Source organism: Pseudomonas sp. 3B-A001-10F, assembly GCF_056313565.1.
Window position 1 is genome coordinate 80,564 of sequence record NZ_JBQYFW010000021.1, and the last position, 26,348, is coordinate 106,911.

Here is a 26,348-nt window from a genome sequence, read left to right on the forward strand (position 1 = left end):
CGCAGGGTCGGATGGCCCAGCCCGCGACTGAAGGCGTATTCGGCCACCGGAGTCGGTAGAAAACTCACCTGCAACGGCTGCGCGCGCCACCATTCGAGCAGTTCATCAAGATGTTCGTTTTTGATCGAAGACGGTGGCAGATGCACGGTCGCGCCAACGCACAACGCCGGCCAGACTTCCCAGGCCATGGCATCGAAACCGCAACCGGCGACGCTGGCGGTGTGGCTGCCGGCATGCAGATCGAAGGCTTCGGCGTGCCAGTGCACGAGGTTTTCCAGGGTGCGGTGCTCGACCATCACGCCTTTCGGCTGTCCGGTGGAACCGGAGGTGTAGATCACGTAGGCCAGATTCGCCGGGGTCAACCTCGACAGCACTGGGCTGGTGTCAGGCAAGTGCTGCCAGTCGGTGGCGTCCAGATCGATCACGGGGACAGCGCCAAGCAGGTTACGCGTCGACGCCTGCGCCAGCACCGCGATCGGGTCGCTGTCCTGCAACAGGTAGGCGATGCGCTCTGCCGGGTAATCCGCATCGATCGGCACGTAACCGGCGCCGGCCTTGAGAATCGCCAGCAGCGCGACGAGCATGTCCGGCCCGCGACGCAGGCACAGCGCAACACGGTCATCGACATGCACGCCGAGGCCGATCAAGTGATGAGCGAGACGATTGGCGCGCTGATTCAGTTCACGGTAGCTGAGCCGTTGCTCGCCCTGCACCACCGCCAGCGCTTCGGGATGTGCCGCCACTTGCGCTTCGAACAGGCGCGGCACGGTCTGCGCCGGCGGGAATTCACGACCGCTGATGTTGAAGCCGACCAGCACGCGCTGCCGCTCACTCGGCGACACGATCGACAGTTGCTGCAACGGTGCCTGCGGCGTGTACTCCAGTGCCGTGACCAGACTGTGCAACGCGGTTTGCAAGAAATCGCAGACCCGCGCGCCGTCCACCTGTGGCACAGCTTGCACGCTCACGCGAAAGCCTTCGCCGAGGTCGTCGACGCTGACCACCAACGGATAATTGCTGCGCTCGCGGGAGCTGAGAATCTGCACGCCGTCCCACGCTACAGCGGCCGACTCGGGCGCGCTGTGGCGGTAATTGAGCAAAGTGCTGAACAGCGCCTGCGCACCGCCGACACCACTGCAACGCTGGGCCAGTGCCAGCGAGGCTTGCTCATGGCCGAGCAATTGCGCCAGACGCGCATGGGTTCCCCGCACCCCGCTCTCCACCGAATCAGCCCCGACGCTGACGCGCAGCGGCAAGGTGTTGATGAACATGCCCAACGCCCGATCTGCACCTTCGCCGCCCTGCATGCGCCCGAGCAATACCGTGCCGAACACCACGTCCTGATGGCCGGACACCTGCGCCAACACCTGAGCCCAGGCCTGATGCACCAAACTGGCCACACTGACACCGAGCCGCCGCGCCTGCTCACGCAGACGTTTACCGAGGTCGGCATCGAGCTCGGAATGACTGTCGAGAATGTCGCTGCCGTCGCCGTGCACGTTCTGCAGACCGAAGGCCACGGTCGGCTCGTCGATATCGCCAAGCATCTCGCGGAAGAACGCCTCATGGGCCTGATCATCAACGCCGAGCCGCGCCTGGGCGACAAAGTGGCGGTATTGCACCGGCGGCGGCAGATCCTCGCTGCGACCAAGCATGACGTCATTCATTTCCGCGACCAGCACGTCCAGTGCGGTGTGGTCGAGGACGATATGGTGCATCAGGAGAATGCCGATCCAGCGCTTGTGCGGCTGATCTTCGGTGTAGACAAAACGCATCAGCGGCGCGCGATTGAGGTCCAGACGATAGTGGCGTGGATCGAAACGCGCCTGCATTTGCTCGAGCACGTCGCCGTCGAGTTCGTCGGCATCGACGCGTTCCAGCGCCAGTGGCGCCTCGCGCCAGACCACTTGCACCGCCTCTTCAAGCCCTTCCCAGACGATGCCGGTGCGCAGAATGTCATGGCGCGCGATCACGCCGTTCAAGGCGCGAACGAAGGTTTTGATCTGCGCCAGACCGTCGAAGGCAAATTGCGCCTGCAACACATACGGATCACCGGCAGCGGTGGCCAGATGGTGATAGAGAATTCCCGCCTGCAACGGCGCCAGGCCGTAGATATCCTGCACATTGGCGATGTCGCCCGGCACGGTTGCAACGACACGGTCGATCGCGGCTTGATCGAGATTGCTCAGCGGCAACATGGCCGGGGTGATGCGCGTACAACCTGGCTTGATCAGGTTGTCGGGAACGACGATGCCGCGTTCGCTGCTCAAGGTCGCCGCCAGCGCGGCCACACTCGGCTGACCGAACAGCACGCGCACGTCACAGTGCAGATCCTGTTGGCGCATGCGTTCGATCAGCTTCACTGCCAGCAGCGAATGACCGCCGAGCTCGAAGAAATTGTCATGGCGGCCGACCTGCTCGACACCAAGCAATGTCTGCCAGAGACCAGCGATCAGATTCTCTACCGCTCCGACCGGCGCTTCGAAACCGCGCCGCGCGAATGCATCGCTGTCCGGTGCCGGCAAGGCTTTGCGGTCGAGCTTGCCGTTGGTGGTCAGCGGGAAGGCTTCCAGGCGCACGAAGGCGCTCGGCACCATGTAGTCAGCCAACCCCGCCAACAGATGATCACGCAATTGCGCCACATCCGGCGCCGCACCTTCATCGGCCAGCCAGTAGGCGACCAGACGCTGATCGCCGGGGCTGTCCTCACGGGCGATCAACACGGCTTCGCGCACACCTTCGCAAGCGCTTAGCCGCGCCTCGATCTCGCCCAATTCAATGCGGAAGCCGCGAATTTTTACTTGATCGTCATTGCGACCGAGATATTCGAGGCTGCCGTCGGCGGCCCAGCGCGCGAGGTCGCCGGTTTTGTACAGCCGCGCATCGACATTTTCAGTGAACGGATCATTGATAAAACGCTCGGCAGTCAATGCTTCACGATTCAGATAACCGCGCGCCACCCCGGCCCCGCCGACGTACAACTCGCCAATCACGCCGACCGGTACCGGTTCGCGCTGAGCATCGAGGATATACAGTTGCAAATCGGGAATGCGCACGCCAATCGGGCTGACGCCGAGCAACTGCGCGTCGGCGGCTTGCAGCGGTCGATAGGTCACGTGCACGGTGGTTTCGGTGATGCCGTACATGTTCACCAGCCGCGTGCCGGCATTGCCGACCCGCGCATACCACGGCTTGAGCAAGCCCGGCTCCAGCGCTTCGCCGCCGAACACCACCTCCCGCAACGAGTGTTGCAGCTGACTGCGGCCCTGCGCGGCGATCAGTTGGCGGAAGGCGCTCGGCGTCTGGTTGAGTACTGTCACGCCGGTCTGGCAGAGCAATGCATAGCAGTCGTCCGGCGAACGGCTGACGGCTTGCGGGATCAGCAGCAGTTGCCCGCCGAACGCCAGCGCGGCCCAGATTTCCCAGACCGAGAAGTCGAACGCGAAGGAATGGAACAACACCCCGATGTCTTGCGGGTTGAACTGGAACCAATCGTGGGTGGCGGAAAACAGCCGCGCGACGTTGCGGTGCTCGACCATCACGCCTTTGGGTAAACCGGTGGAACCGGAGGTGTAGATCACGTAAGCCAGATGCGCCGGGGTCAGCTCGGGGATCTGCGGGTTGCTGTCGAGTTCGGCCTTGAGGTGAGCGCTGTCGAGGTCGACCTGCGGCACTTCGAGAGCGGCCACGCGCTCGCGCGTCGCCGCCTGCATCAGCACCGCTGCCGGGGCGCTGTCCTGCAAGGTGAAGCTGATTCTGTCGAGCGGATAGGCCGGATCGATCGGCACGTAACCGGCGCCGGCCTTGAGCACACCAAGCAGGCCGATGATCATTGGCGCGCCACGCTCGACGCAGATCGCCACGCGGTCGTCGGGACGAATGTTCAGGGCCAGCAGATGATGCGCCACCTGGTTGGCACGGCGGTTGAGTTCGCCGTAACTGAGGGTTTGTCCGTCGAATATCAGCGCCGTGGCCTCAGGCTGGGCCTGGGCATGGGTTTCGAATTGCTGATGAATCAACAGGGTTTCCGGGAACTGTGCCAGCGGCGAATTGACGCCGTACAGCAAGTGTTCGCGTTCGCTGGCCGGGAGGATGCGCAGCGTTTGCAGCGCCACATCGGCGCTGGTTTGCAAGGCTGCGAGCAGACTCTCCAGCGCCGTGTTCAGGTACGCGGCCATGCGCTCGGCCCCCAGCGCTGCATCCGCCAGCGCGGTGATGCGCAAGTCGGCGCCGAGGTCATCGATGTTGATGGTCAGCGGATAGTTGGTGCGCTCACGGGCACCCAACACCTGCACACCGGGGGCAATGTCGATCACCTCCGCCACTTCCTCAACGCTGCTGTGTCGGTAGTTGAGAATCGCGCTGAACAGCGGCGTCGGCACCGCAACGGCGCTGCAGCGTTGCGCCAGGGCTAGCGAAGCCTGCTCGTGCGCCAGCAGCGCGGTCAGGCGCCGATGGGTCGCCAGCACGCCGGCGCGCACGCTTTGCTCGCCAACATCAACGCGCAGCGGCAAGGTATTGATGAACATGCCCAACGCCTGCTCACCGCCCTCGCCCGCGTCCATCCGCCCCAGCAGCACGGTGCCGAACACCACCGCCGTGCGCCCGGACAATTGCCCGAGCACCCGCGCCAGCGCCAGATGCGTCAGGCTCGCGACGCTGACGCCGAGCTGCCGCGCCTGCTCGCGCAACTGCCGGCTCAAGCGGCTGTCGAGCATCAGCGAGGCTTCCTCGATGGCGTGGCCATCGCCCTGCACATCCTGCAAACCACAGGGCAGTGTCGGCTCGTCGATATCCGCGAGCATGTCGCGGAAAAACGCTTCCTGTGCCTGCTCATTGCCGGCATTGCGTGCCCTGGCCAAGTGATCGCGATACGGCACAGCGGCAGGCACTTGCGCGGTCTGCCCGAGCAGACAGGCCTGGATTTCCCGACGCAGCACATCCAGCGCCACGTGATCCATGATCATGTGATGAAACAGCAACAGCGCGACCACGCGGCCCTGCGCGGGATCCTGCGCATACACCAGACGCAGCAAAGGCGCTTGCTGCATATCGAGACGGAAGTGCTGCGGGTCGTGGCGTGCGAGCAGTTGCGTGAGCACGTCGGCGCCACTGTCGACGGGGACTTCCTCACACACCAGCGGCGCCTCGCGCCAGACCACTTGCAGCGCTTCGTCGAGGTATTCCCAGACGAACGAGGTGCGCAGGATATCGTGACGGTTTACCACCCAGCGCAGCGCGTCGGCGAAAGCGTCCAGCCGTTCCTGGCTGTCGAATACGAAGCGCGCCTGCGAGATGTAAGGGTCACCGGCAGCGGCCGAGAGGTGGTGATAGAGCATGCCTTCCTGCAACGCGGACAACGGATAGATGTCCTGCACGTTGGCGGCGCCGCCCGGCACCGTGGCGACGATGCGGTCGAGGGCATCCTGTTGCAGATCCACCAGCGGCAGCATGTCCGGGGTGATGCGAAAGGCCGGGCTCAGCCAGTCGCCGCCGTGTTGGGCGACCAGCTCCAGCAGTTGCACCTTGTGCGCCGCGAGGCTGTCCCACAACGCGTCATCCAGCGCGTCGTCGCTGCCCAGAATGACCAGGTCTTCATCTTCCTGTTGAAGGCGGATCGCACGGGTGGAAATGGCAGCCATCAGTTCGCTGAAATGCATGAGGTAACCTGCTGTAAATTCGAAAAAAATGAGCGCGCAGCAGCGAGTCCATGCAGGCGGCGCGCAGCCTGGAAAAACTAAAACATCGGGGCGTGGGTGTCTGACATGGGAAGCGGGGACAAGCCGCCGGCGCGAGCACCGCAAGTCCCCTGTGGGAGCGAGCCTGCTCGCGAAGGCGGTGTATCAGTCACCAGCAACATTGACTGAACCAGCGCTTTCGCGAGCAAGCTCGCTCCCACAGGTTTTGTGTCCGGCCCGTCAGAGCCGGCGTCTGCGGTTGAGGCTCGGGATGGTGGTCTGGGCGATTTCGACTTGCTTGGCCTGCCGCGAGGTCTGTGTCGCCAGCGCGGCCAGTGTCGGCTGGCTGAACAGCGTGCGCGCGTCGACATGCAGACCGGCCAGACGCATGCGCGCGACCAGACTGACCGCCAGCAACGAATGCCCGCCCAGCTCGAAGAAGTTGTCGTGCCGGCCCACCCGCTCGACCTTGAGCACCTGCGCCCAGATCTGCGCCAACGCGGTTTCCACGTCGCCTGCGGGGGCCTCGTAAGGACGGCTGAGCAGCGCCTCCGCCCCCGGTTCCGGCAACGCCTTGCGGTCGATTTTGTCGTTTGGCGTCAAGGGCAACGCCGCCAACCTCACGTAGGCGCCAGGCACCATGAACTCCGGCAACTGCACCAACACATGCGCTCGCAATGCTTCCAGCGTCGGTGCAGCCAGTTCGGCGCGCAGGGTGTAATAAGCCACCAGCCGCTCATCGCGTACCAGCACCACCGCCTCGCGAATGGCCGGGTGTTCCAGCAGGCGGGCTTCAATCTCGCCCAGCTCAAGACGCACCCCGCGCAGCTTGACCTGAAAGTCGTTACGACCGAGGAATTCGAGGTTGCCATCGGCGCCATAACGCACCAGATCACCGGTGCGATACAAGCGATCACCAGGCACGAACGGACTGTCGATAAAGCGTTCGGCCTGCAATTGCGGCAGTCCCAGATAGCCCCGCGCCACGCCCACCCCGCCAATGTGCAAATGCCCACTGACGCCTGACGGCACTGGCTGATCAAAGGCATCAAGGACGTACAGCCGCGTGTTGCTCAGGGCCTTGCCGATCGGCACCAGTGTCTGAGGCACCGGCTCGCCGGGTTGCAGCGTCCAGCCACTGCTGTCGACCGTGGTTTCGGTCGGCCCGTAGACGTTGTGCAGGCGCACCCACGGCAGGCACTCGCGCACTTGCCGGGCCAGCGCGACGGTCAACTCGCCGCCACCGTTAAGCACATCGGTCAGGCTGGTGCACTGGCTGACATCGTCCTGTTCGAGGAACTGCTGCAACAAGGCCGGCACGAACTTGACCACGGTGATGTTCTGCTCACGAATCACTTGCGTGACATAAGCCGAATCGCGATTGCCATCGGCTCGCGCCAGGACCAGGCGCATGCCCGAGCACAGTGGCCAGAAGATCTCCCACACCGAACTGTCGAAACTGTACGGGGCCTTTTGCAGCAACGCCCCGTGTTCAGTCGGCGGCGACAACTGCGAACCCCAATGCACCATGTTGCAGGCGCTGCGGTGCTCGATCATCACGCCTTTCGGCGTGCCGGTGGAGCCGGAGGTGTAGATCATGTAGGCCAGATTCGCCGCGCCGAGACCGGGCACCTGCGGATTCTCGTGCGGTTGGTCCCGCCATACACCGAGATCGAGATCGATCAGTGGCACGCCGGGTTCGCCGAGCAAATCACGCGTTGCGGCATGCACCAGCAGCGCGACCGGAGCGCTGTCCTGCAACATGTAGTTGAGCCGTTGCTGCGGATAATCCGGATCGAGCGGCACATAAGCACCGCCGGCCTTGAGAATGCCCAACAGACCGATCACCAGTTCAGGCCCGCGCTCGACGCAGATCGCGACCCGCGAATCCGGTTGCACGCCGAGCCCGCGCAGATAATGGGCCAGGCGGTTGGCCTGCTCGTTCAACTCGCGATAGCTCAGGCGTTGCTCGGCGAACTGCACGGCGATGGCATCCGGCTTGCGCTGCACCTGTTGTTCAAACAGCGCCTGAAGTGGCTGATCCAGCGGGCAGTCGACTGCCGTATCGTTGAACTCGATCAGCAGCCGTTGCAGTTCTTCCTGCGGTAACAACGGCAGGCTATTCAGCGGCCGCTGCGGCGTGTTCTCCAGCGCTTCGACCAACACGCTCAGCGCTGACTGCACATAACTGCAAATCCGCTGTGCGCCGATGCTCGACAGGGTGCGGGTGGTCAAGCGCAAGCCTGTGCCGAGGTCATCGACACTCAGGGTAAACGGGTAATTGGTCCGCTCCTCGTTAGCCAGGGTCTCGATGCCCTGCCAGGTTTGCCGCGAGGTTTTTTGCTCGACATCATCGCTGTGCCGATAGTTGAGCAAGGCGCTGAACAGCGGTGCCGGCGCAGCAACGCCGCTGCAACGCTGGGCCAGCGCCAACGAAGCGTGTTCATGGGCAAGCAACGCGCTCAGGCGCGCATGGGTGGACTTCAGCGCTGCGCCCGCACCCTCGCCGACATCGACCCGCAGCGGCAAGGTGTTGATGAACACCCCGAGCGCCCGATCGGCACCCGCGCCACCCTGCATGCGGCCCATCAACACCGTGCCAAATACGACACTTTGCTGCGCGGAGGTCGCCGCCAATACTTGCGCCCAGGCGAGGTGGATCAGGCTGGCGATGCTCACGCCCGCCAGGCGCGCCTGCTGCTGCAGGCGCTGATAGAGAGCGCTGGCCAGCGCCTGCTCGGCTTCTTCGATGTTGCTGCCGTCGCCCTGCACGTTCAGCAAAGCGAACGGCAAGGTCGGCTCGTCGATGTCGCCGAGCATCTGCCGAAAGAACGCTTCATGCTCCTGCTCGCTGACACCCAGGCGCGTCTGCGCCACATAGTTGCGGTACGGCACCGGTGCTGCCAGCGGTTCGCCGTGCCCGGACAGGCTGGCGTGGATTTCTTCGCGCATCGCCTCCAGCGCAATGTGATCCATCGCCAGGTGATGGAACAACAAGATGCCGACCACCCGATTGTGCGCGGGATCACGGGCATACATCAGGCGCAGCAGCGGCGCCTGACTGACATCGAGGCGATAACGCCGCGCGTCGAAACGCTCGTGCAATTGATCGATGATCGCGCCACGGGCAGGATCAAATTCAACCTCCTGCACCGGCAAAATCGCCTCGCGCCAAACGACCTGAACCGGCGACGTCAGCCCTTCCCAAACCACCGCCGTACGCAGAATGTCGTGCCGCGCCATGACCTGACGCAGCGCAGCGGCAAAGGCCTCGACCCGCTCGAGGCTGTCGAACGCCAGCAGCGATTGCAGCAAATACGGATCGCCCTGCGCAGCGGTGATGTGGTGATAGAGAATGCCTTCCTGCAACGGGGCCAACGGGTAGATATCCTGCACATTGGCGGCACCGCCCGGCACGGTCGCGACGATACGCTCGATCATCGCCTGATCCAGTTCAACCAATGGCAACAGGTCCGGCGTGATGTACGTGCAATCGGGCGCAATGCGGTTAGCCGGCACCTCGACTTCGCGGCCGCTGCCCTCTGCCGCCGCTAACGCCGCCAGTGTCGGTTGGTTGAACAGCACGCGAACATCGCTGCTCATGCCAATCTGGCGCATGCGTTCGATCAGGCCCACGGCCAACAAGGAGTGGCCGCCCAGCTCGAAGAAATGGTCGTGACGCCCTACCCGGTCGACTTGCAAGACCTCGGCCCAGATCTGGGCGAGAGCGATTTCGACGTCACCTTGTGGCGCCTCGTATTGACGGCGGATCAGCGCGTCCGGCCCCGGTGCCGGCAACGCCTGGCGATCGAGCTTGCCGTTGGCGGTCAGCGGCAAACTCGCCAGGCGCATGTAAGCGGCCGGCAGCATCGTGGCCGGCAAGCGCGATGTCAGGTGCGCGTGCAGTTGCAGGATGTCCAGCGCTTCACGCTCGGTGAACCATGCCAACAGTTGACCGTCGCGCACCAGCACCACGGCTTCCTGCACCGCGTCATGGCTGGCCAGTGCGGCTTCGATCTCGCCGAGCTCGACACGCACCCCACGAACTTTCACCTGGTCATCGTTGCGACCGATGTACTCAAGATTGCCGTCGGCGCGCCACCGCGCGAGGTCGCCGGTGCGGTACATGCGCGCATCAGGCTGCGCACTGAACGGGTCGTCGAGAAAGCGTTCGGCCGTCAGGTCCGGACGGTTCAGATAACCCCGGGCAACCCCGGCGCCGCCAACATACAGCTCGCCAATGATGCCGATCGGCACCGGACGCTGCTGATCATCGAGCAGATAAGCCGTGGCATTGCTCACGGGTTTGCCGATGTGCAACGCCTGCCCCGGGCTGATCAGCCCCGAGGTGGCGACCACCGTGGCTTCTGTCGGGCCGTAGTTGTTGACCACCGCAAAACCTTGCGCTCGGCTGAACTGGCGCAGACGATCGCCGCCAATCAGCAAGGTGCGCAAGGTCGGATGATCGAGTTGTTGGCTGAAGGCGTATTCGGCAATCGGCGTCGGCAGAAAGCTGACGTCCAGCGGCTGCGCCCGCCACCAGGCGAGCAGCGTATCGATGTCTTCGCTGCCGTCGCTCGCGGGCGCAAAATGCAGCGTTGCCCCGGCACACAGCGCCGGCCACACCTCCCAGGCCATCGCGTCAAAACCGAAGCCGGCCAGGCTTGAGGTGTGCTGCCCGGGGCCAAGTCCAAACGCCGCGCAGTGCCAGTCGGCCAGATTGCCCAGCGTGCGGTGCTCGACCATCACGCCTTTGGGCAACCCGGTGGAGCCGGAGGTGTAAATCACATAGGCGAGGTGGCGGGTGTTCAACCCCGCCACGTCGGGATCGGTCAAGTTTTCGAGCGGCCACTGGCGCCGATCCAGCTCGATCACTGGCAGCGTTGTGGCGGGCAGACGCTCACGCAGATCGCTTTGCGTCAGCAGCGCCACCGGCGCACTGTCGCTGAGCAGATAACTCAGGCGCTCGGGCGGATGCGCCGGATCAATCGGCACATAAGCAGCGCCAGCCTTGAGAATCGCCAGCAACCCGGCCAGCGTGTCCAGGCCACGGCGGGCAACGATTGCCACACGATCGTCAGGGCACACGCCGAGGCCGATCAGATGGTGGGCCAACGCATTGGCTTGCCGATTCAGCTCGGCATAACTCAGGGTTCGCCCCTGATACGTCGCGACCACAGCGTCCGGCTCTTCGGCCACTCGCGATTCGAAGCGCTGATGAATCAGTCGGCCTTGCGGATAACTGACCCGGGTGTCGTTCCACTCATTGAACAGGGCCAATTCTGCCGGGCTATTGAGGTTGAAATCGGCGATCGCCAGCGCCGGGCATTCCAGACCTTGCTGCAGAATCAGCAGCAAGCGCTCGGTCAACGCCGCGATCTCGTCAGCCGTGAAATAGGCTGGCGAGTACACCAGATGCAGCCAGGCTTTGTCGGTGTAACGGTTGCTGCGCAGGTGAATGGCCAGCGGAGTCGCCTCGTGCTGATTAGAGACCTTGACCGAGTGTCCCGACGCCTCACCGTAACGGTAGTCGTGGTCGTCCTGCTCGTAGGACAGCGACAACTCGAACAGTTGCGCACGGTCTTCACGCAACAGCCCCAACGCGCGGTTCATCTCGCTCAGCGGGTAGCGTTGATGGCGGAAATCCTGCTTCAGGCTATCGCCGATCGCCTTGATCAATTCAGCGAATGACAACGTTCGACCGAAGCCCATGCGCATTGCACTGACCTGGGTGAACAAGCCCAAGGTGCTTTTGAAGCGGGCACCGGAGCGATTGAGAATCGGCAGACCGACCACCCACTCATCACGTTGCGCGGTGCGACTGAAATACACGTGCAACGCCGCCAGCAATACATGAAAGGCCGAGCCACCGAGGTGCCGCGCAGTGTCTTTCATGCGCTCGTGCAGCACGGCTGGAAAAGCCTCGACGTGGATGCGACTTGGCGCTGCTTCAACATCAAGGAATTCGCGATGACGGGGCGTCAACAAGGGCTCGGGCAAGCTACGGTACTTGTCCAGCCAGTAACGTTGATCGCGCTCATAGCGAGGTGACTGATGGTAGCGCGCGTCTTCTTCGATAAAGCCGACATAGGACGGTGCCGCCCTGCGCGGATGCTCGCCACGGCACAACGCGCTGTAGATCTCGCCCACCGACTTGAACAGCAGCGCGAAAGCCCAGCCATCAATGATCAAGTGATGGGCCTGGGCTGCCAGCCAGTGACGATGGCGATCGAGGCGAATCAGACTGAAGCGGAACAACGCCTGCCCGCTCAACACGAAAGCCTGCGCCATCTGTGCTTCAACCAGCGCCCGGGCCGCCGACTGCGGATCGGCTTGGCCGCTGAGATCAAACAGCGGCATGGCCACCGGCAGTGCCGGCGCAAACCCTTGCAACGGCAGTCCGTCGTGCCCCACGTCCGCGAGCAGCACAATGCGCAAGGCATCATTCGCTGCCACCAGAGACTCAAGCGCCGACTGCAGCAATGCCGGATCCAGCGGCCCGCTCAGCTCCACGTAACCGCCAATGTTGTACAGCGGCGAATCGCCGCGGCTCAGTTGGTCCAGCCAGATATCCCGTTGGGCGGCAGTCAGCGCAAATGTCTCGACAGGCACGGACACATCGTCCGCCACGTTGGCAGAAGTAGGCTGCATAAGATCCATCTCATGAAATTTTGCCGGTATTCAAGCATCGGCCCCGGCGCCGACATGACACCTGAAACCCGGACAACCACCAGGCTCGTTCGCGCCTGTCTGACCTTGCGGGCGTGTTTACCGTAGGCACTGTCGAAAAGTTCGGAGAGGAAACACTGAAAAGCTTGTAGGAAAAAAACCACATAGCAGCGCCGCCATTTACCCGAGTGCTGCCGATCAGCATTCCCCTTCGCCAGGTTTTCCGGGGCTTGAGCGTGACTGAACAGTCACTCTCGCCGTTACGCCGGCGTTTAACAGCGTCAGAACCCCGGCGCCAATATTCAGAAATAGTGGCACTTTGTGTCCCTGTTTTCCCCTACAGACGTAGGACAAATCCATAGGCTTAAATCCCGCTCCAGATCATGTTCAAGGAGAAATGACTGCGTGGGCGGCTTTTACAGAGACGGCAGACGATTCAGTGATGGCTCTGAACCAAGGATGAAGGATATGAATCTGACCGGCAGCATTCGTAATATGGAAAACCCACACTTCTACTGGCAACTGGGTGAGTTGATAGCCAGCACCGGCGATGATCACTTCGCCACGAACATGTTCCAGTTGGTCGACACCTTGGTGCCGGTCAACCGCGTGGATCTCAGTGAGTGGACGCTGGATGAACGTCAGGCCAGCGTGGTCGACATCAAGCCGTTGGGCAGCGCCGGTTTGACGCAGACCTGTGCCCCGCCCGATCTGCTGGAGAGCCCCGACGATCATCCGCTGTTGCAGAAGATGATCGAGATGAACGACTCGCTGCTGATTCAACTGAAAGCCTCGCTCCAGCCTCGCCATCCGCAACACAGTGCCCATCAATGCAATCTGGTTTCGCGTACGTCCAACCGCCGTTGCGTGATTTCGTTTTACCGACCGCATACCCAACGGGTGTTTTCCCTGCCGGAGCTGTCGTTTCTCAAGAGCCTGTCCGACACCCTGCTGCCGCTGATCGAACGTCACGCGCAGATCAGTCGGCAAATCCTCGCCCGGCAACCGCGCCAACCGTTGGCCGAGCTGGATCAGGCGCCGCTGGCGCAGGTGTTCGATGAGCGCCTGGCATTAAGCGACATCGCCCTGTCGGTGCGCGAGAAAGAAGTCTGCCTCGGCCTGTTGACCGGCGGCACCGTGCCGCAAATGGCGGAAAAGCTGCGAGTCAAAAACAGCTCGATCGAGACGTACCTGAAACGCGCCACCGCCAAACTCGGCGTGAGTGGCCGCCATGGCCTGGCGAAATGGATGGCCGGCGCCTGAGCACAAAGCTCTCTAAATGCATGAGGCAGTTCGATGTTGACGTTGCGACTTTCCCTGCTGTCCATCGCGGTGCTGATGGGCGGTTGTTCATTGATTCCCGAGTATCAGCGCCCCGCTTCCCCCACCGCCGCGCAGTATCCGACAGCAACGCAGCCCGCCACGAGCGCCGAGGACTGGCGCACGCTGTTCACCGATCCGGCGCTGCAACAACTGATCGAAAGCGCGCTGGTCAACAACCGCGACCTGCGCGTGGCGGCACTCAACGTCGAAGCCTTTCAGGCGCAATACCGCATTCAGCGCGCCGACCTGCTGCCGGCGGTGTCGGCCAATGCCAATGAATTGCGCCAGCGCATGCCGCCGAGCGTGACCCAAGGCAAAGCGCTGATCAATTCGACGTACTCGGTCAACCTCGGGATAAGCGCTTATGAGCTGGACTTCTTCGGCCGCGTGCGCAGCCTCAGCGAGCAAGCGCTGCAAACCTGGCTTGCGACTGAAGAAGCGCGGCGCAGCGCACAGTTGAGTCTGGTGGCCAACGTCGCCAACGCCTACCTGACCTGGCGCGCCGATCAGGAGTTGCTGGAACTGACCCGCGACACCCTTGCTGCCGATGAACAGAGCCTGCACCTGACCACCCGCAACCGTGAGGCCGGCAAATCTTCGGCGCTGGAACAGGCGCAAGCGAAGACCAGCGTCGACAGCTCTCGGGCCAATCTGGCGCGCTACCAGCGCCAGGTCGCTCAGGACTTGAACAGCCTGACCTTGCTGGTCGGCGCGCCGGTGCCAAACTCTCTGCCCGCGCGTCCACTGGCCAGCGAGCTGGTACGGCAACTGCCCGCCGGCCTGCCCTCGGATCTGCTGCAACGGCGTCCGGACATCCTTCAGGCGGAGTACAAACTGAAAGCAGCCAACGCCAATATCGGTGCAGCGCGGGCGGCGTTTTTCCCGAGTGTCAGCCTGACCGCCAATGCGGGGACGTCGAGCCGCGATTTGTCGGGATTGTTCGGCGGCGGCTCAGGCGCCTGGACCTTTCAGCCGCAGATCAGCCTGCCGATTTTTAACGCCGGCAGCCTGCGCGCCAGCCTGGATTATTCGAAATTGCAGAAAGATGTGGCGGTGGCCGAATACGAAAAATCGATTCAAACCGCATTTCAGGAAGTCGCCGACGGCCTCGCTGCGCGCAGCACGTATCAGCAGCAATTGCAGGCGCAGCGCGATCTGGTCGCGGCCACACAGACTTACTACAACCTGGCGCAAAACCGTTATCAGAATGGCGTCGACAGCAGCCTGACGTTCCTCGATGCGCAGCGTTCGCTGTTCAGTTCGCAGCAAGGCCTGATCACCGATCGCCTCGCGCAACTGGTCGCCGAGGTCAACCTTTACACCGCGCTGGGCGGGGGCTGGAGCGCCGCTGAATCAAGCGTCCAGTAAGCTGTAGTCACTTTTTCTTACACCTTTTGTCGCGCGATCCTCTGCCGTGCGGCGATCCGTGGCCGGCGTCTGCCTGCAGTTTGGTATCATGCGCCGCTTTTACGGTTAACCCCCCGCCAGTCCTGCTGACTGACGGGCTGCAAAAGGCGGTATTAGATGACGGCTTTGTTGACTCGCCGCAAGGTGCTTGCGGGAATGGGCGTACTCGGGCTCGGCCTGCTCGCCGGCTGCGACACCCGCGGCCAACTGTCGTACAAGTACGGCAAGGATCTGAGTAACAAGATCATGGGGCGCACCTTCAAACTGAAGAACACCGATGGCGAAACCATGACGCTGTCGAGCTTTCGCGGCATGATGCCGATGGTCTTCTTCGGCTTCACCCAGTGCCCGGCAGTCTGCCCGACCACCCTCGCCCGCGCGGCGAAAATCAAGAAACTGATGGGCGCCGATGGCGATCGTTTGCAGGTGATCTTCATCACCCTCGATCCCGAGCGCGATACCCCGGAAATCCTCGACGCCTACATGAAAGCCTTCGACCCGACGTTCGTTGCGCTGTACGGCACACTCGAGGAAACCGCGGCCACCGCCAAGGAATTCGACGTGTTCTACGAGAAAGTCCCGGCCGGCGACACCTATACCATCTCGCACACTGCCACCAGTTACGTTTACGACTCCAACGGCGGCTTGCGCCTGGGTCTGTCCACCTCGCTTTCGGCAGAACAATGCACGGAAGATTTGCTTACTGTTATGGAGGTTTGCTGATGCAACCTGTTCTGAACCACATCAAACGCGCTGTCATCGGTCTGTCTCTGCTGGGCCTGGCGTTCCAGGTGTCCGCGCAGACCAAAGTCGACGAAGCCTGGGTCCGTGCCACCGTGCCGACCCAGTCCGCCAGCGGCGCGTTCATGACCCTCACCGCCGACAGCGACAGCAAGTTGCTCAGCGTCGCGACGCCGGCGGCCAAAGACGTGCAGATCCACGAAATGACCATGAAGAACGACGTCATGAGCATGGGCCCGGTGAAGTTCGTCGAGCTGCCGGCCGGCAAAGCCGTCAAGCTTGATCCGAACGGCTATCACGTGATGCTGATGGGCCTGAACGGTCAGCTCAAAGAAGGCGAAAGCGTACCGCTGACCCTGACCGTGGAAAACGCCAAGGGCGAAAAAGAAACCATCGAAGTGAAGGCACCGGTTCGTGCGCTGACCAACATGGAAGGTCACGATCACAGCAAAATGCACTGATCTGACTGAGCGGCAATAAAAAAGGGGCGGCCTGATCGATAATCAGGCCGCCCCTTTTTTTGTCTTTGATGGGCGCCGCATTAACGCCTGCGGGCCAATGCCTTGCGCACACTTTCCCGTGACATTCCCGAGCCGGAACGGGGCACGGCCTTATCTACGGGCGCCTTGGCCAACTGTCCCTTGCGCTTTTCCACCTCACGCCACTGGTAACCGAGATATCCGCCTGCCGCCACAATCCCCAGCCAACCGAACACCGAACTGACGAAGAACCACAGCCCGAGGGTGATCCACACGTTTTTCGAGGTGAACAACTTCAAGCTGTCATCGGCACGCACCGGTTCAACCGGTTCAACCGCTGCCTGCGTCACCGGTACTCTGTGCACCCCATCCAGATCAATGCGCCAAGCGAAGTCCGCCCCGGCCACCGGAATGTCTAGCTGATTGCCTTCAGCACGATGCACGCGAATTTCGCCATCGACGAGCGACATGGAGCTGAAACTGATCTGGGTTTCATGGTGAATCTCGCCGTTGACCAAGGTCACGACGGTTCGTTGTGGGTCATTGGGGGTCTCGCGCATGTCGATTCCTTGAGCGTTGCACGTCGGACGACGTGCGAAGGGATAATCCGTTGAGTTCGAATGCTACTGAGTGGTTATTACGCTGTCCAGAACGCGTGCCCCTACGCTGCAACTGCTCCGACACCAGCATGTTCGAGGCGACCAGCGTGATGGAAAGCGTGCTTTACATCGGATAAATCTTCGGCGACCATGTAAAGGGTCTTTTACATAGGAAGTGAAGAATGAACCGGTACTACCTCGAATTGGGCGCAGCATTAATCATCTACATGCTGGTGCTGACAGCCTCATTGATTGCCTCGCAATACCTGATGGACGCCCCCATCGTGCTGCGCTCGGCCGTCGCACTGACGCCGATCATTCCGGCGGGACTGATGTGCTGGGCGATCGTGCGCAACATGCGGCGTATGGATGAGATGCATCTGCGCATCCAGTTTGAGGCGTTGGGTTTTGCCTTCGCCGCCTCGGCACTGCTGACCTTCAGCTACGGTTTTCTGGAAAACGTCGGCGCTCCGCACATTCCGTGGACGTGTGTGTGGCCGGTGATGGGGCTGATGTGGATTGTCGGTCTGCACATTGCGCGACGCCGCTACCAATGAAAAACCGCCTCAAGGAATTGCGCGCCGAGCGCAAATGGTCGCAGGTCGATCTGGCTGAACGCCTGAGCGTGTCGCGTCAGACGATTAACGCGATTGAAAACGAACGCTACGACCCGAGCCTGCCACTGGCCTTTCAGATTGCTCGGGCGTTCGAGTTATCAATCGAAAGCATTTTTGATGATGGCATGAACTGAAACGCTCCCCTCGCGTCCTCGCTACTTGCAAAAACGGACTACGCTCGGAGACACCACGGCATTGCGTGGCATCTGTTTTTCTATTGTCAGCGAGGACGACAACATGAGTCCCTTTGGCCCGGTTTTGAGCTTTCGCGGTATTCAGAATCAGAAATACTGTGTATCTGCCCTGCTGGTGCAAGACCTCAACGCACCGGCACCCACTACGCAGGTCGCGCAGGCACACAATCCGACGATCAAACGGATTGCCCGGATTCCTTTGATCAAACCGCGCATGGCCGTCTGGCGACTGGACATGCAGATCCAGCAAAGTAAAACGCAGTTGAAGATCGACTATGACTTGGGAGATGTGTCGGGCTCATTTCACGTCCCGCCTCTGGATCAGGCTCCCCGCATCGCTTACACCTCGTGCAACGGTGTGTCGGACGTCAAATACCTGAATTCGCTGGCAGATCGCTATGCCGAACGCTGGAGTCATCTCGCGCAGACCCACAAGCAAGCCGAGTACCATCTGTTGGTCATGGGAGGCGATCAGATTTACAGCGATGAACTGTTACAGACTCAAGGCCCCTTGAATGAATGGTACAAACAGTTCTCCTGGAATCGTGATGACACTCTGTGGACTGAAGAAATGGAAGTTCAGGCAGACGAGTTTTTCGCCAGTGTTTACCCGCGATACTGGGCCAGACCACAGATACTGAACATGCTCAGTTGCGTTCCGACCCTAATGATGTGGGACGATCACGACATCATCGACGGTTGGGGTTCCTATCCCCAGGCCCTGCATGAAAGCCCCGTACACCAAGGGCTGTTCCGTATTGCCAGCTATTATTTTCGTCTCTACCAATTACAGGTTGACGAAACCGAGAGCCGCCCGGGAGCGATCACTCGCCAGGGGCATACCTTCGCTTTTGAGGGCCTCGGCGGCCTCGCCATTGTCGTTCCCGACCTCAGGTCTGAACGTGCACCCGACATCAAGGGCAGAAACGGCCAGCTCAAACAGCCCACGCAAATCATGTCGCAAAAAAGCATCTCGCAGATGTTTACCTGGATCAAAAGCCTGACGGCCAGCAAACCTTCACACCTACTGTTCATATCCAGCGTTCCAGTATCGTTCGTCAACCTTGCGCTGCTTGAGGCCCTGATCGGATGGATTCCGGGAGAGATCGGACCGGAGGATGATTTCCGCGACCACTGGCGCCATCAGCCGCACAAAAACGAGCGCAAGCAACTGATCAATGGATTGCTCGATTTCGCCAAGTTGGCGAAATGCAAAGTCACCATTGTCTCCGGGGATGTCCATGTAGCGGCCGCCAGCGTCATTCGTTCGGCCAACCCCCGGCATATCGACAATGGTGCAGAAGTCATCCATCAGTTGATTTCAACCGGCATCGTCCATCCTCCTCTGCCTGTGCTGACGATCAGAAGCCTGGAAACGATCACCGGTACCCGGGAAAAGATCGACACCGACCTTACTGCCGAGATGCAAGCCATTGGATACGACGGAAATTGCCTGATTGCCAGTCGTAACTGGCTGTCCATCGAGCCAGACAAAAGTTCCGACGGGCGCAATCGGTTGTGGGTGAAATGGCACGTCGAGGGGCACGATCACCCCATTACGCGACTGATCGAGCCTGCCGGTTGAGTTCCGGAAATCCCCTGCACCGGGCCGGGTTCTTCAGCTACCGGCCCCACCATGCGCCTCTTCAAAGAAGTAATCCTTCCAGCTGTCGGCCTTGTTCTTCAGCACGCCCAGTTCCTGCAATTTCTCGGCATAAATAAAGGTGCGCTGTGGCACCACGGTGAAGTCGATTTCCGGGTCTTTGACGATTTGCTCGACCAGGGCCAGCGGCAACTTCGACTGCTCGACACGGATATAAGCCTGAGCCGCCGCCGGTTTGTCGGCCTTGATGATTTTCTCAGCCTCAGCCAAAGCGTCGTAGAACGCCTTATAGGTTTTCGGGTTTTCGTCGTGGAATTTTTCCGTGGTGTACAGCACGTTGAATGTCGCCTGACCGCCGAGCACATCATAAGAGCTCAGCACTTTGTGCACGTTGGGATTCTGCAACGCCTGGTACTGGAACGGCGGGCTGGAGAAGTGCGAGTTGATCTCAGAGCCGCCGGCGATCAGCGCGGCCGTTGCATCGGGATGCGGAAGGCTGACTGAGATGTCATCGAATTTCTTGTACTGCGCGTCACCGAATTCCTTGGCGGTTTCGATCTGCAAGGTGCGTGACTGGAAACCGACACCGGCGGCCGGCACGGCAATGCGGTCCTTGTCGGAGAAGTCCTTGAGCGTCTTGATGTTTGGATTGTTGGTCAGCAGATAGTTGGGCATCGAACCCAGCGCGGCGATGGCTTTGACGTTCTGTTTGCCTTTGGTGCGATCCCACACGGTGAGCATCGGCGGCACACCGGCGGACACCACGTCGAGGGATCCGGTTAGTAATGCTTCGTTCATCGCGGTGGCCCCGGAGATGCTGTTCCAGTCGACCTTGATGTCGAGGCCCTGCTCCTTGCCGTGTTTTTCGATGAGATTCTGGTCGCGCACTACATCGAGAATCAGGTAACCGATGCCGAATTGCTGGGCGATGCTGATCTTGCCTTCGGCCTGGGCGCCGGTGCTGAACAACGCACTCGCGGCCAGGGAGGCGGCCAACAGAGTCAGTGCAGAACGTTTGAACGGTGTGGCCATGACAACCTCGCAGCATGGGGGTGGTGTGCTGAAAGGCCTGACTTTATAGCTATAAAAAATAGAAATTAAATATCTTTATCGCATATCGATAGCACGGGTTGTCGAGCGAAAGGAGGCTGCAATCTTTTGATTCCGGGTTTCGATAACAAGATCAAAAGATCGCAGCGTGCCGCAACTCCTACATTGGAATCCGGTGGCGGCTCGACGGGTTAAACAGCCTGAAACAATAAATCCACCAGCCTCAATATCGTCGATTGCCGTGCCACGCGAAGGCGGGTCAGGCCTGCAGACACTCCATCACCTTCAGAGGCCACCGCACCAGCGCATCAGATGAGGGTTTAAAAGGGCGATCAGACAGCTCACCCTTGGTATCATCGCGCACACTTTTATGACGATTTAATGGCTGGAAGGTCTTTTTTTGTGAGCGCTCTTTTTAACCGGTTGCGGCAGCCGCATGCCCGCCTCTTTTCCCTGATTGTTCTGGTGCTGGTGGTGCCGCTGTGCCTGCGTGCGGCACTGGGTTGGTCGGCACCGCTGGGCTATTTGTCGGATCTGGCCATCGGCAGCCTGTTGGTGGTGTTGCTGCATCGCCGGGCGTGGTGGCTGGCCTTGCCGGTGTTGCTGTTCTGGGGATTGCTGGCGGTGGCAACCGCTGAACTGGTCAGCGCGGTCGGTCGGCTGCCGACGCCTTCGGACATTCATTACCTGATCGATCCGCAGTTCGTGGAAAACTCCACGGGTGGTGGCCTGGCCCATCCTGCACTGGGCATCACTTTGCTACTGGCCCTGCTGTTCTGGCTGCTGACCCGGTTTGCCAACCGCAACCTGCCACGTCCGCCCCTGCCACGCGCAGCCTGGGGCGCGCCGCTGGTATTGTTCGCCGCCCACTGGGGCGCGCAGAACCTGTGGCCGAGCGAAGCGGATCCGTGGCGCCAGTACAACCTGCCGCACCAATTGCTGGCCAGCGAGGTCGCCGATCTGCAGATCCAGGCCGAGGAATGGCTGGACGGCGATGTCGAAGAACCCGCGCCGGCGATGGCTGGTCTCACCGACGTCGACCTCAACGGGCAGAAACTGCTGGCCGCGCCGGGACAAGCACGCAACGTGCTGATCATCGCGCTGGAAGGCATTCCCGGGGCTTACATCCGCGCCAACCGCGAGGCGATCGGCAGCCATTATCAGGAAGACCTGATGCCCAACCTCAGCCGCTGGGCCGAGCGCGGCATGAACACCCCGGACTACGTGCTGCATACGCACCAGACCATTCGCGGTCTGTACGCGATGCTCTGCGGCGATTACGACAAACTCAACAACGGCACGCCCAAAGGCGTGGAAATGCTCACCCTCAACGAGCGCAATCAGGCCTGCCTGCCGGCGCAACTGCGTGAACACGGCTTCAGCACGCACTATCTGCAAGGTGCCGGGCTGCGCTTCATGGCCAAAGACAAGATCATGCCGCAAATTGGTTTCGATGCGACGCACGGTCTGGAATGGTTCAGCAACAGCAATTATCTGGAGTTCCCGTGGGGCAAGGATGACAAGGCGTTTTTCGAAGGTGCGCTGGATTATGTCGGCCAACTGAAAAAGCAGAAGAAGCCGTGGATGCTGACATTGCTGACCGTCGGCACCCATCAGCCCTACTCCGCGCCCGAGGAATACCTGGAGCGCTACGAAACGCCGAAACAGGCCGCCGTCGGTTATCTCGACGATGCGCTGGAGCAATTCCTCAGTGGCCTCGAACGCCAGGGCGTCCTGAAAGACACGCTGGTGGTGATCACTTCGGACGAATCCCATGGCATTGACGGCGTGCGCCTGGCCTCTTCATGGGGCTTCAACCTGACCCTGGCGCCGGAGCATGAACAACTGCCAAGGCTCAACAAAGGCGTGTATGGCCACGTCGATCTGAGCACCTCCATCCTCGACTACTTCGACCTGCCGGTGCCTTCCGCGCTGAGCGGCCGCTCGCTGTTTCGCGACTACGACAGCGGCCGTGAAATCATGTCGTTCACCAACGGCAAGCTGCGCTATCACAACGGTCAGGGGATTTTTTCCGAGTGCGACATGCCGCGCCGCTGCCGCTATTACGAAAGCGCCGGGTTCATCGCTGAAAGCGCCACGTACAAAGGCAACTACAGCGGTCATCCGGCCCGGCAGATCGCCGCCCGCGCCAACGCCCTCGACCTGTCGCTGCTGCGTACGCCGCTCAATCATCGCTACCAGTTCGGCAGCACCAACGTCATCCCGCTGCAAGCGCAGATCAAAGATGACTGGGCCGACAACCTGATCGGCGCGCAGTACCTGGAGATGCCAAAAGGCTCGCACACTCGGGTGCGTTTGACCGTGCGCTCAGTCGATCCGCAACAAGCGGCGTACATTCAGCTCAAGGCCAAGGAGTTTGAACAGGACGTGCAGATTGGCCTGCCGCAGGAGATGGTGGCAACCGCCGAGCAGCCACTGGAAATGAACTTCAGCTTCGACAACCCGCAAGAGCGCAAAGCGTTTTCTTTCCATTTGCTGGGGTATGGCTTGGGCGCGGTTGAGGTGACAGATTTCAGTGTGATCACGGAATTGCCGGGGCAAGAGGACATTCTTGATGACGTGCCGGATGACGAGGCGGCGCAATCGAGCTGAGCCTGAGAATGGGGACGAATCAACCAGACCCGTCCCTGAGCGGGATCAGTTCGAGATATTAAATTGCCCCGTTACTTTTCTGCCCCCCTCCAATTCCAAATCAACGTGCCCGCCTATGGCTTTTCGCTGTTGGTCCTTGAAGGTGACAGTTACAACACCTGATGTGACAGGATTTGGGACATTATCAATCAGGACTTCCCAGGCCAGAGCATCATCTGAACTGTAATGCTTTACTCGATGAGGCCCGTTACCGTCCAACGCTGTGGGGATTGAAAAGGTGATCCAGTTTTTGTTGTTAGCACTGCCGATAACGGCATAGCTTTTCCCCCAGTCAGCGAAATAAACAAAATCGCTGTCAAGAAAAGGGATGCCTTCAACGGCAGCAGTAAATCTCCCTTGGGCGCTTTTTTCTTCCAGGAGTTTGCGTACTTTTTCATTGCTCATTATTTAGTCCTTCCATAGTTATTGTTTCGGAGGCTGCTCATCTCGCCACGGACAATCTATTCAACTCAAGAGTTGACCACCACTGTCATATCTGACAGTTTTTTAGAGTTATTTGAAATAAACGCCGGGCGTTATTATTCAAATCAATTCAATCACTACTACAAAAGACTTTGCCTATCAGCCTCCAATAGCCTGCCTATTAGCTGACTCTCCAAGTCGGGTCTAGCCTTACTAGTCCGAAGTCGGCACGAGCCGGCCGTAGCAGACCTGATAAGGACCCGAACATGGCAAACGAATCGAAATGCCCGTTCAACCACGCCGCCGGTGGTGGCACGACGAACCGTGACTGGTGGCCGAATCAACTCAACCTGAAAATCCTCAGTCAGCATTCGCCAAAGTCCGATCCGTTGGGCAAGGATTTCGACTACGCCAAAGCCTTCAAAAGCCTGGACTTCCAGGCGCTGAAACAAGACCTCAATGCGCTGATGACCGACTCTCAGGACTGGTGGCCAGCCGACTTTGGCCACTACGGCCCCCTCTTCATCCGCATGGCCTGGCATAGCGCCGGCACCTATCGCACCGCCGATGGCCGTGGTGGCGCCGGCTCCGGGCAACAACGCTTTGCACCACTGAACAGCTGGCCAGACAACGTCAGCCTCGACAAGGCCCGGCGCCTGCTGTGGCCGATCAAGCAGAAATATGGCCGCAATATTTCCTGGGCCGACCTGATCGTTCTCACTGGGAACGTCGCGCTGGAATCCATGGGTTTCAAAACCTTCGGATTCTCCGGTGGCCGCCCCGATGTGTGGGAGCCGGACGAAGACGTCTACTGGGGTTCGGAGCACGAATGGCTGGGCGGCGACAGCCGTTACGGCAAGGACAAGTCCGCCATGCAGGAACCCGGTGACGGTACGCTGGTCGCCGAGCCGGATTTGCATGGCAAAGAAGAGAGCCGCACCGATCAGGGCGAACGCAATCTGGAAAACCCGCTCGCCGCCGTGCAAATGGGCCTGATCTACGTGAACCCCGAAGGTCCGGAAGGCAATCCAGATCCGGTCGCTTCAGCCCACGACATCCGCGAAACCTTCGGCCGTATGGCCATGAACGATGAAGAAACCGTCGCGTTGATCGCTGGCGGTCACGCCTTCGGTAAAACCCACGGCGCCGGCCCAGCCGATAACGTCGGGCCTGAGCCGGAAGCGGCCGGCCTCGAAGAACAGGGCCTCGGTTGGCGCAACGCGTTCGGTACCGGCAAGGGTGGCGACACCATTACCAGCGGTCTGGAAGTGACCTGGACCACCACACCGACGAAGTGGAGCAACAACTACCTGGAAAACCTGTTCGGCTTCGAGTGGGAGCTGACCAAAAGCCCGGCCGGTGCGCATCAGTGGATTCCGAAAAACGGCGCCGGTGCCGGTACCGTTCCCCACGCCCATGATCCGAACAAGAAACTCTCGCCGACCATGCTCACCTCTGACTTGGCGCTGCGTTTCGATCCAGCCTACGAGCAGATCTCCCGGCGCTTCCTCGCCAATCCGGATCAGTTGGCCGATGCCTTCGCCCGTGCCTGGTACAAACTGATCCACCGCGACATGGGCCCGCTGTCGCGCTATCTCGGACCGGAACTGCCGAGCGAAGAACTGATGTGGCAGGATCCGATTCCCGCTGTCAGTCATCCGCTGATCGACGAACGAGACGCGGCTGCGCTGAAAGGCAAAATCCTCGCGTCAGGCCTTTCGGTGTCGCAACTGGTCTCGACCGCATGGGCCGCTGCCTCGACGTTCCGTGGCTCCGACAAGCGCGGCGGCGCCAACGGTGGTCGCCTGCGTCTGGCACCGCAAAAATTCTGGCAGGCCAATCAGCCTGAGCAACTGACCAAAGTGCTGCAAACCCTTGAGGGCATTCAGAACGACTTCAACAGCGGCGCTGCTGGCAAGAAAGTCTCGCTGGCAGACCTGATCGTATTGGCCGGGAATGCCGGGGTCGAGCAAGCAGCGAAAAACGCTGGCCACTCGGTCACGGTGCCGTTCACACCGGGGCGTACGGATGCAACCCAAGAGCAAACCGATGTTGATTCCTTCGGTTTCCTTGAACCGATTGCCGATGGCTTCCGCAACTACAGCAAAGGCAAATACACCGTCTCGGCCGAGGCATTGCTGATTGACAAGGCGCAACTGCTGACGCTTACCGCACCGGAGATGACTGTGCTGCTGGGCGGTTTGCGGGTGTTGAACACCAACGTCCGACAAACCCGGCATGGTGTGTTCACCTCGCAGACGGAAGCGCTGACCAATGACTTCTTCACCAACCTGCTGGACATGGGGGTGGAGTGGAAGCCAACGTCACGGGATGCGGATGAGTTCGAGGGGCGTGACCGTAAAACCGGCAGCGTGAAGTGGACGGCGACGCGGGTTGATCTGGTGTTTGGTTCCAATGCGCAATTAAGGGCGTTGGCTGAGGTGTATGCCAGTTCGGATGCGAAGGAGCAGTTTGTTAAGGACTTTGTTGCGGCGTGGACGAAGGTCACCAACCTGGATCGTTTCGACCTGAAGTAACTTTTAGTCAAAAAAAACGCCGCATTGGTTAATGCGGCGTTTTTTTATGTGTACGGCTTGGGGTTTGTGGTGATGCGTGAATCCTACCCCCTCACCCCAGCCCTCTCCCCCCAGGGGGGCGAGGGGGAAAGGGAGCCGATCTTCGTGCTTTTCAAGTCCTGAGTTCGGCTCGGACTTTCAGGTCGGTGTAACTCAACCATCCACCTCAGTCAGTCCCCTCTCCCACTGGGAGAGGGCTAGGGTGAGGGGTGCAGTGGTCTAATTTCCCCGGACACCCCGATAGGTGGAAAATACATCTATCGAGGAGTTATTCATGACTAAAAAACGCAGGGCATTCGACGACAGCTTCAAGCTGCAAGTCGTGAAGATGATCAAG

At 60.6% G+C, this 26,348-nt stretch carries 14 protein-coding genes (1 of these 14 cut by a window edge); 9 read left to right on the top strand and 5 right to left on the bottom strand.

Translation table 11 applies throughout. The features are described from left to right. On the bottom strand, window positions 1-5,660 hold the 5' portion of the coding sequence (locus tag AC0ZWN_RS19165; protein WP_476336127.1) for an amino acid adenylation domain-containing protein. 7,357 nt of this gene lie to the left of the window's left edge; the window shows 5,660 of its 13,017 coding nt (coding positions 1-5,660); the start codon lies at window positions 5,658-5,660; the stop codon falls past the left edge of the window. A 258-nt stretch (window positions 5,661-5,918) separates the two neighbouring features. Then, window positions 5,919-12,329 (bottom strand): amino acid adenylation domain-containing protein, encoded by a 6,411-nt coding sequence (locus AC0ZWN_RS19170; protein WP_476336129.1) that lies wholly within the window; start codon window positions 12,327-12,329, stop codon window positions 5,919-5,921. A 486-nt stretch (window positions 12,330-12,815) separates the two neighbouring features. Here AC0ZWN_RS19170 and AC0ZWN_RS19175 point away from each other — a divergent pair, with 486 nt between their 5' ends. From AC0ZWN_RS19175 to AC0ZWN_RS19190, 4 genes are all read left to right on the top strand, one after another. Beyond that, window positions 12,816-13,610, top strand: a complete 795-nt coding sequence (locus tag AC0ZWN_RS19175) for a helix-turn-helix transcriptional regulator (RefSeq protein ID WP_476336130.1) — start codon at window positions 12,816-12,818, stop codon at window positions 13,608-13,610. Between the two features lie 33 nt (window positions 13,611-13,643). Then, window positions 13,644-15,038, top strand: a complete 1,395-nt coding sequence (locus tag AC0ZWN_RS19180; RefSeq protein ID WP_476336132.1) for an efflux transporter outer membrane subunit — start codon at window positions 13,644-13,646, stop codon at window positions 15,036-15,038. A 156-nt stretch (window positions 15,039-15,194) separates the two neighbouring features. After that, the gene (locus AC0ZWN_RS19185; protein ID WP_007915980.1) at window positions 15,195-15,800 is read left to right on the top strand and encodes an SCO family protein; all 606 of its coding nucleotides are present in this window, start codon (window positions 15,195-15,197) and stop codon (window positions 15,798-15,800) included. Continuing rightward, window positions 15,800-16,279 (top strand): copper chaperone PCu(A)C, encoded by a 480-nt coding sequence (locus AC0ZWN_RS19190; protein WP_116254890.1) that lies wholly within the window; start codon window positions 15,800-15,802, stop codon window positions 16,277-16,279. The genes AC0ZWN_RS19185 and AC0ZWN_RS19190 overlap by 1 nt, the downstream gene beginning before the upstream one ends. Window positions 16,280-16,359: 80 nt before the next feature. Here the strand turns inward: AC0ZWN_RS19190 and AC0ZWN_RS19195 are convergent, their stop codons facing one another. Continuing rightward, window positions 16,360-16,857 carry a cupredoxin domain-containing protein gene (locus AC0ZWN_RS19195; protein ID WP_257355369.1) on the bottom strand — a complete coding sequence of 166 codons (498 nt, stop codon included), beginning with the start codon at window positions 16,855-16,857 and terminating at the stop codon, window positions 16,360-16,362. A gap of 221 nt (window positions 16,858-17,078) precedes the next feature. Here AC0ZWN_RS19195 and AC0ZWN_RS19200 point away from each other — a divergent pair, with 221 nt between their 5' ends. The 3 genes from AC0ZWN_RS19200 (at window position 17,079) to AC0ZWN_RS19210 (ending at window position 19,292) form a co-directional block, all read left to right on the top strand. Further along, window positions 17,079-17,453: a hypothetical protein gene (locus AC0ZWN_RS19200; protein WP_099756496.1), complete on the top strand. Its 375-nt coding sequence runs from the start codon at window positions 17,079-17,081 to the stop codon at window positions 17,451-17,453. Further along, window positions 17,450-17,647, top strand: coding sequence for a helix-turn-helix transcriptional regulator (locus tag AC0ZWN_RS19205; protein ID WP_093430734.1), 198 nt, complete (start codon window positions 17,450-17,452; stop codon window positions 17,645-17,647). Before AC0ZWN_RS19200 ends, AC0ZWN_RS19205 begins: the two co-directional genes overlap by 4 nt. A gap of 103 nt (window positions 17,648-17,750) precedes the next feature. Then, a complete protein-coding gene (locus AC0ZWN_RS19210) occupies window positions 17,751-19,292 on the top strand; it encodes an alkaline phosphatase D family protein (protein ID WP_093430733.1) in 1,542 nt (513 codons plus the stop codon). Window positions 19,293-19,325: 33 nt separating this feature from the next. Here the strand turns inward: AC0ZWN_RS19210 and AC0ZWN_RS19215 are convergent, their stop codons facing one another. Further along, window positions 19,326-20,342: an ABC transporter substrate-binding protein gene (locus AC0ZWN_RS19215; protein ID WP_476336134.1), complete on the bottom strand. Its 1,017-nt coding sequence runs from the start codon at window positions 20,340-20,342 to the stop codon at window positions 19,326-19,328. A gap of 420 nt (window positions 20,343-20,762) precedes the next feature. Here AC0ZWN_RS19215 and AC0ZWN_RS19220 point away from each other — a divergent pair, with 420 nt between their 5' ends. Next, a complete protein-coding gene (locus AC0ZWN_RS19220) occupies window positions 20,763-22,973 on the top strand; it encodes an LTA synthase family protein (RefSeq protein WP_476336135.1) in 2,211 nt (736 codons plus the stop codon). A gap of 45 nt (window positions 22,974-23,018) precedes the next feature. Here AC0ZWN_RS19220 and AC0ZWN_RS19225 read toward each other — a convergent pair whose 3' ends face one another. Next, window positions 23,019-23,417 carry a hypothetical protein gene (locus tag AC0ZWN_RS19225; RefSeq protein ID WP_476336137.1) on the bottom strand — a complete coding sequence of 133 codons (399 nt, stop codon included), beginning with the start codon at window positions 23,415-23,417 and terminating at the stop codon, window positions 23,019-23,021. A 284-nt stretch (window positions 23,418-23,701) separates the two neighbouring features. Between AC0ZWN_RS19225 and katG the strand changes: the two genes are divergently transcribed. Continuing rightward, window positions 23,702-25,972, top strand: coding sequence for a catalase/peroxidase HPI (katG, locus tag AC0ZWN_RS19230; RefSeq protein ID WP_476336139.1), 2,271 nt, complete (start codon window positions 23,702-23,704; stop codon window positions 25,970-25,972). Window positions 25,973-26,348 lie beyond the last annotated feature (376 nt).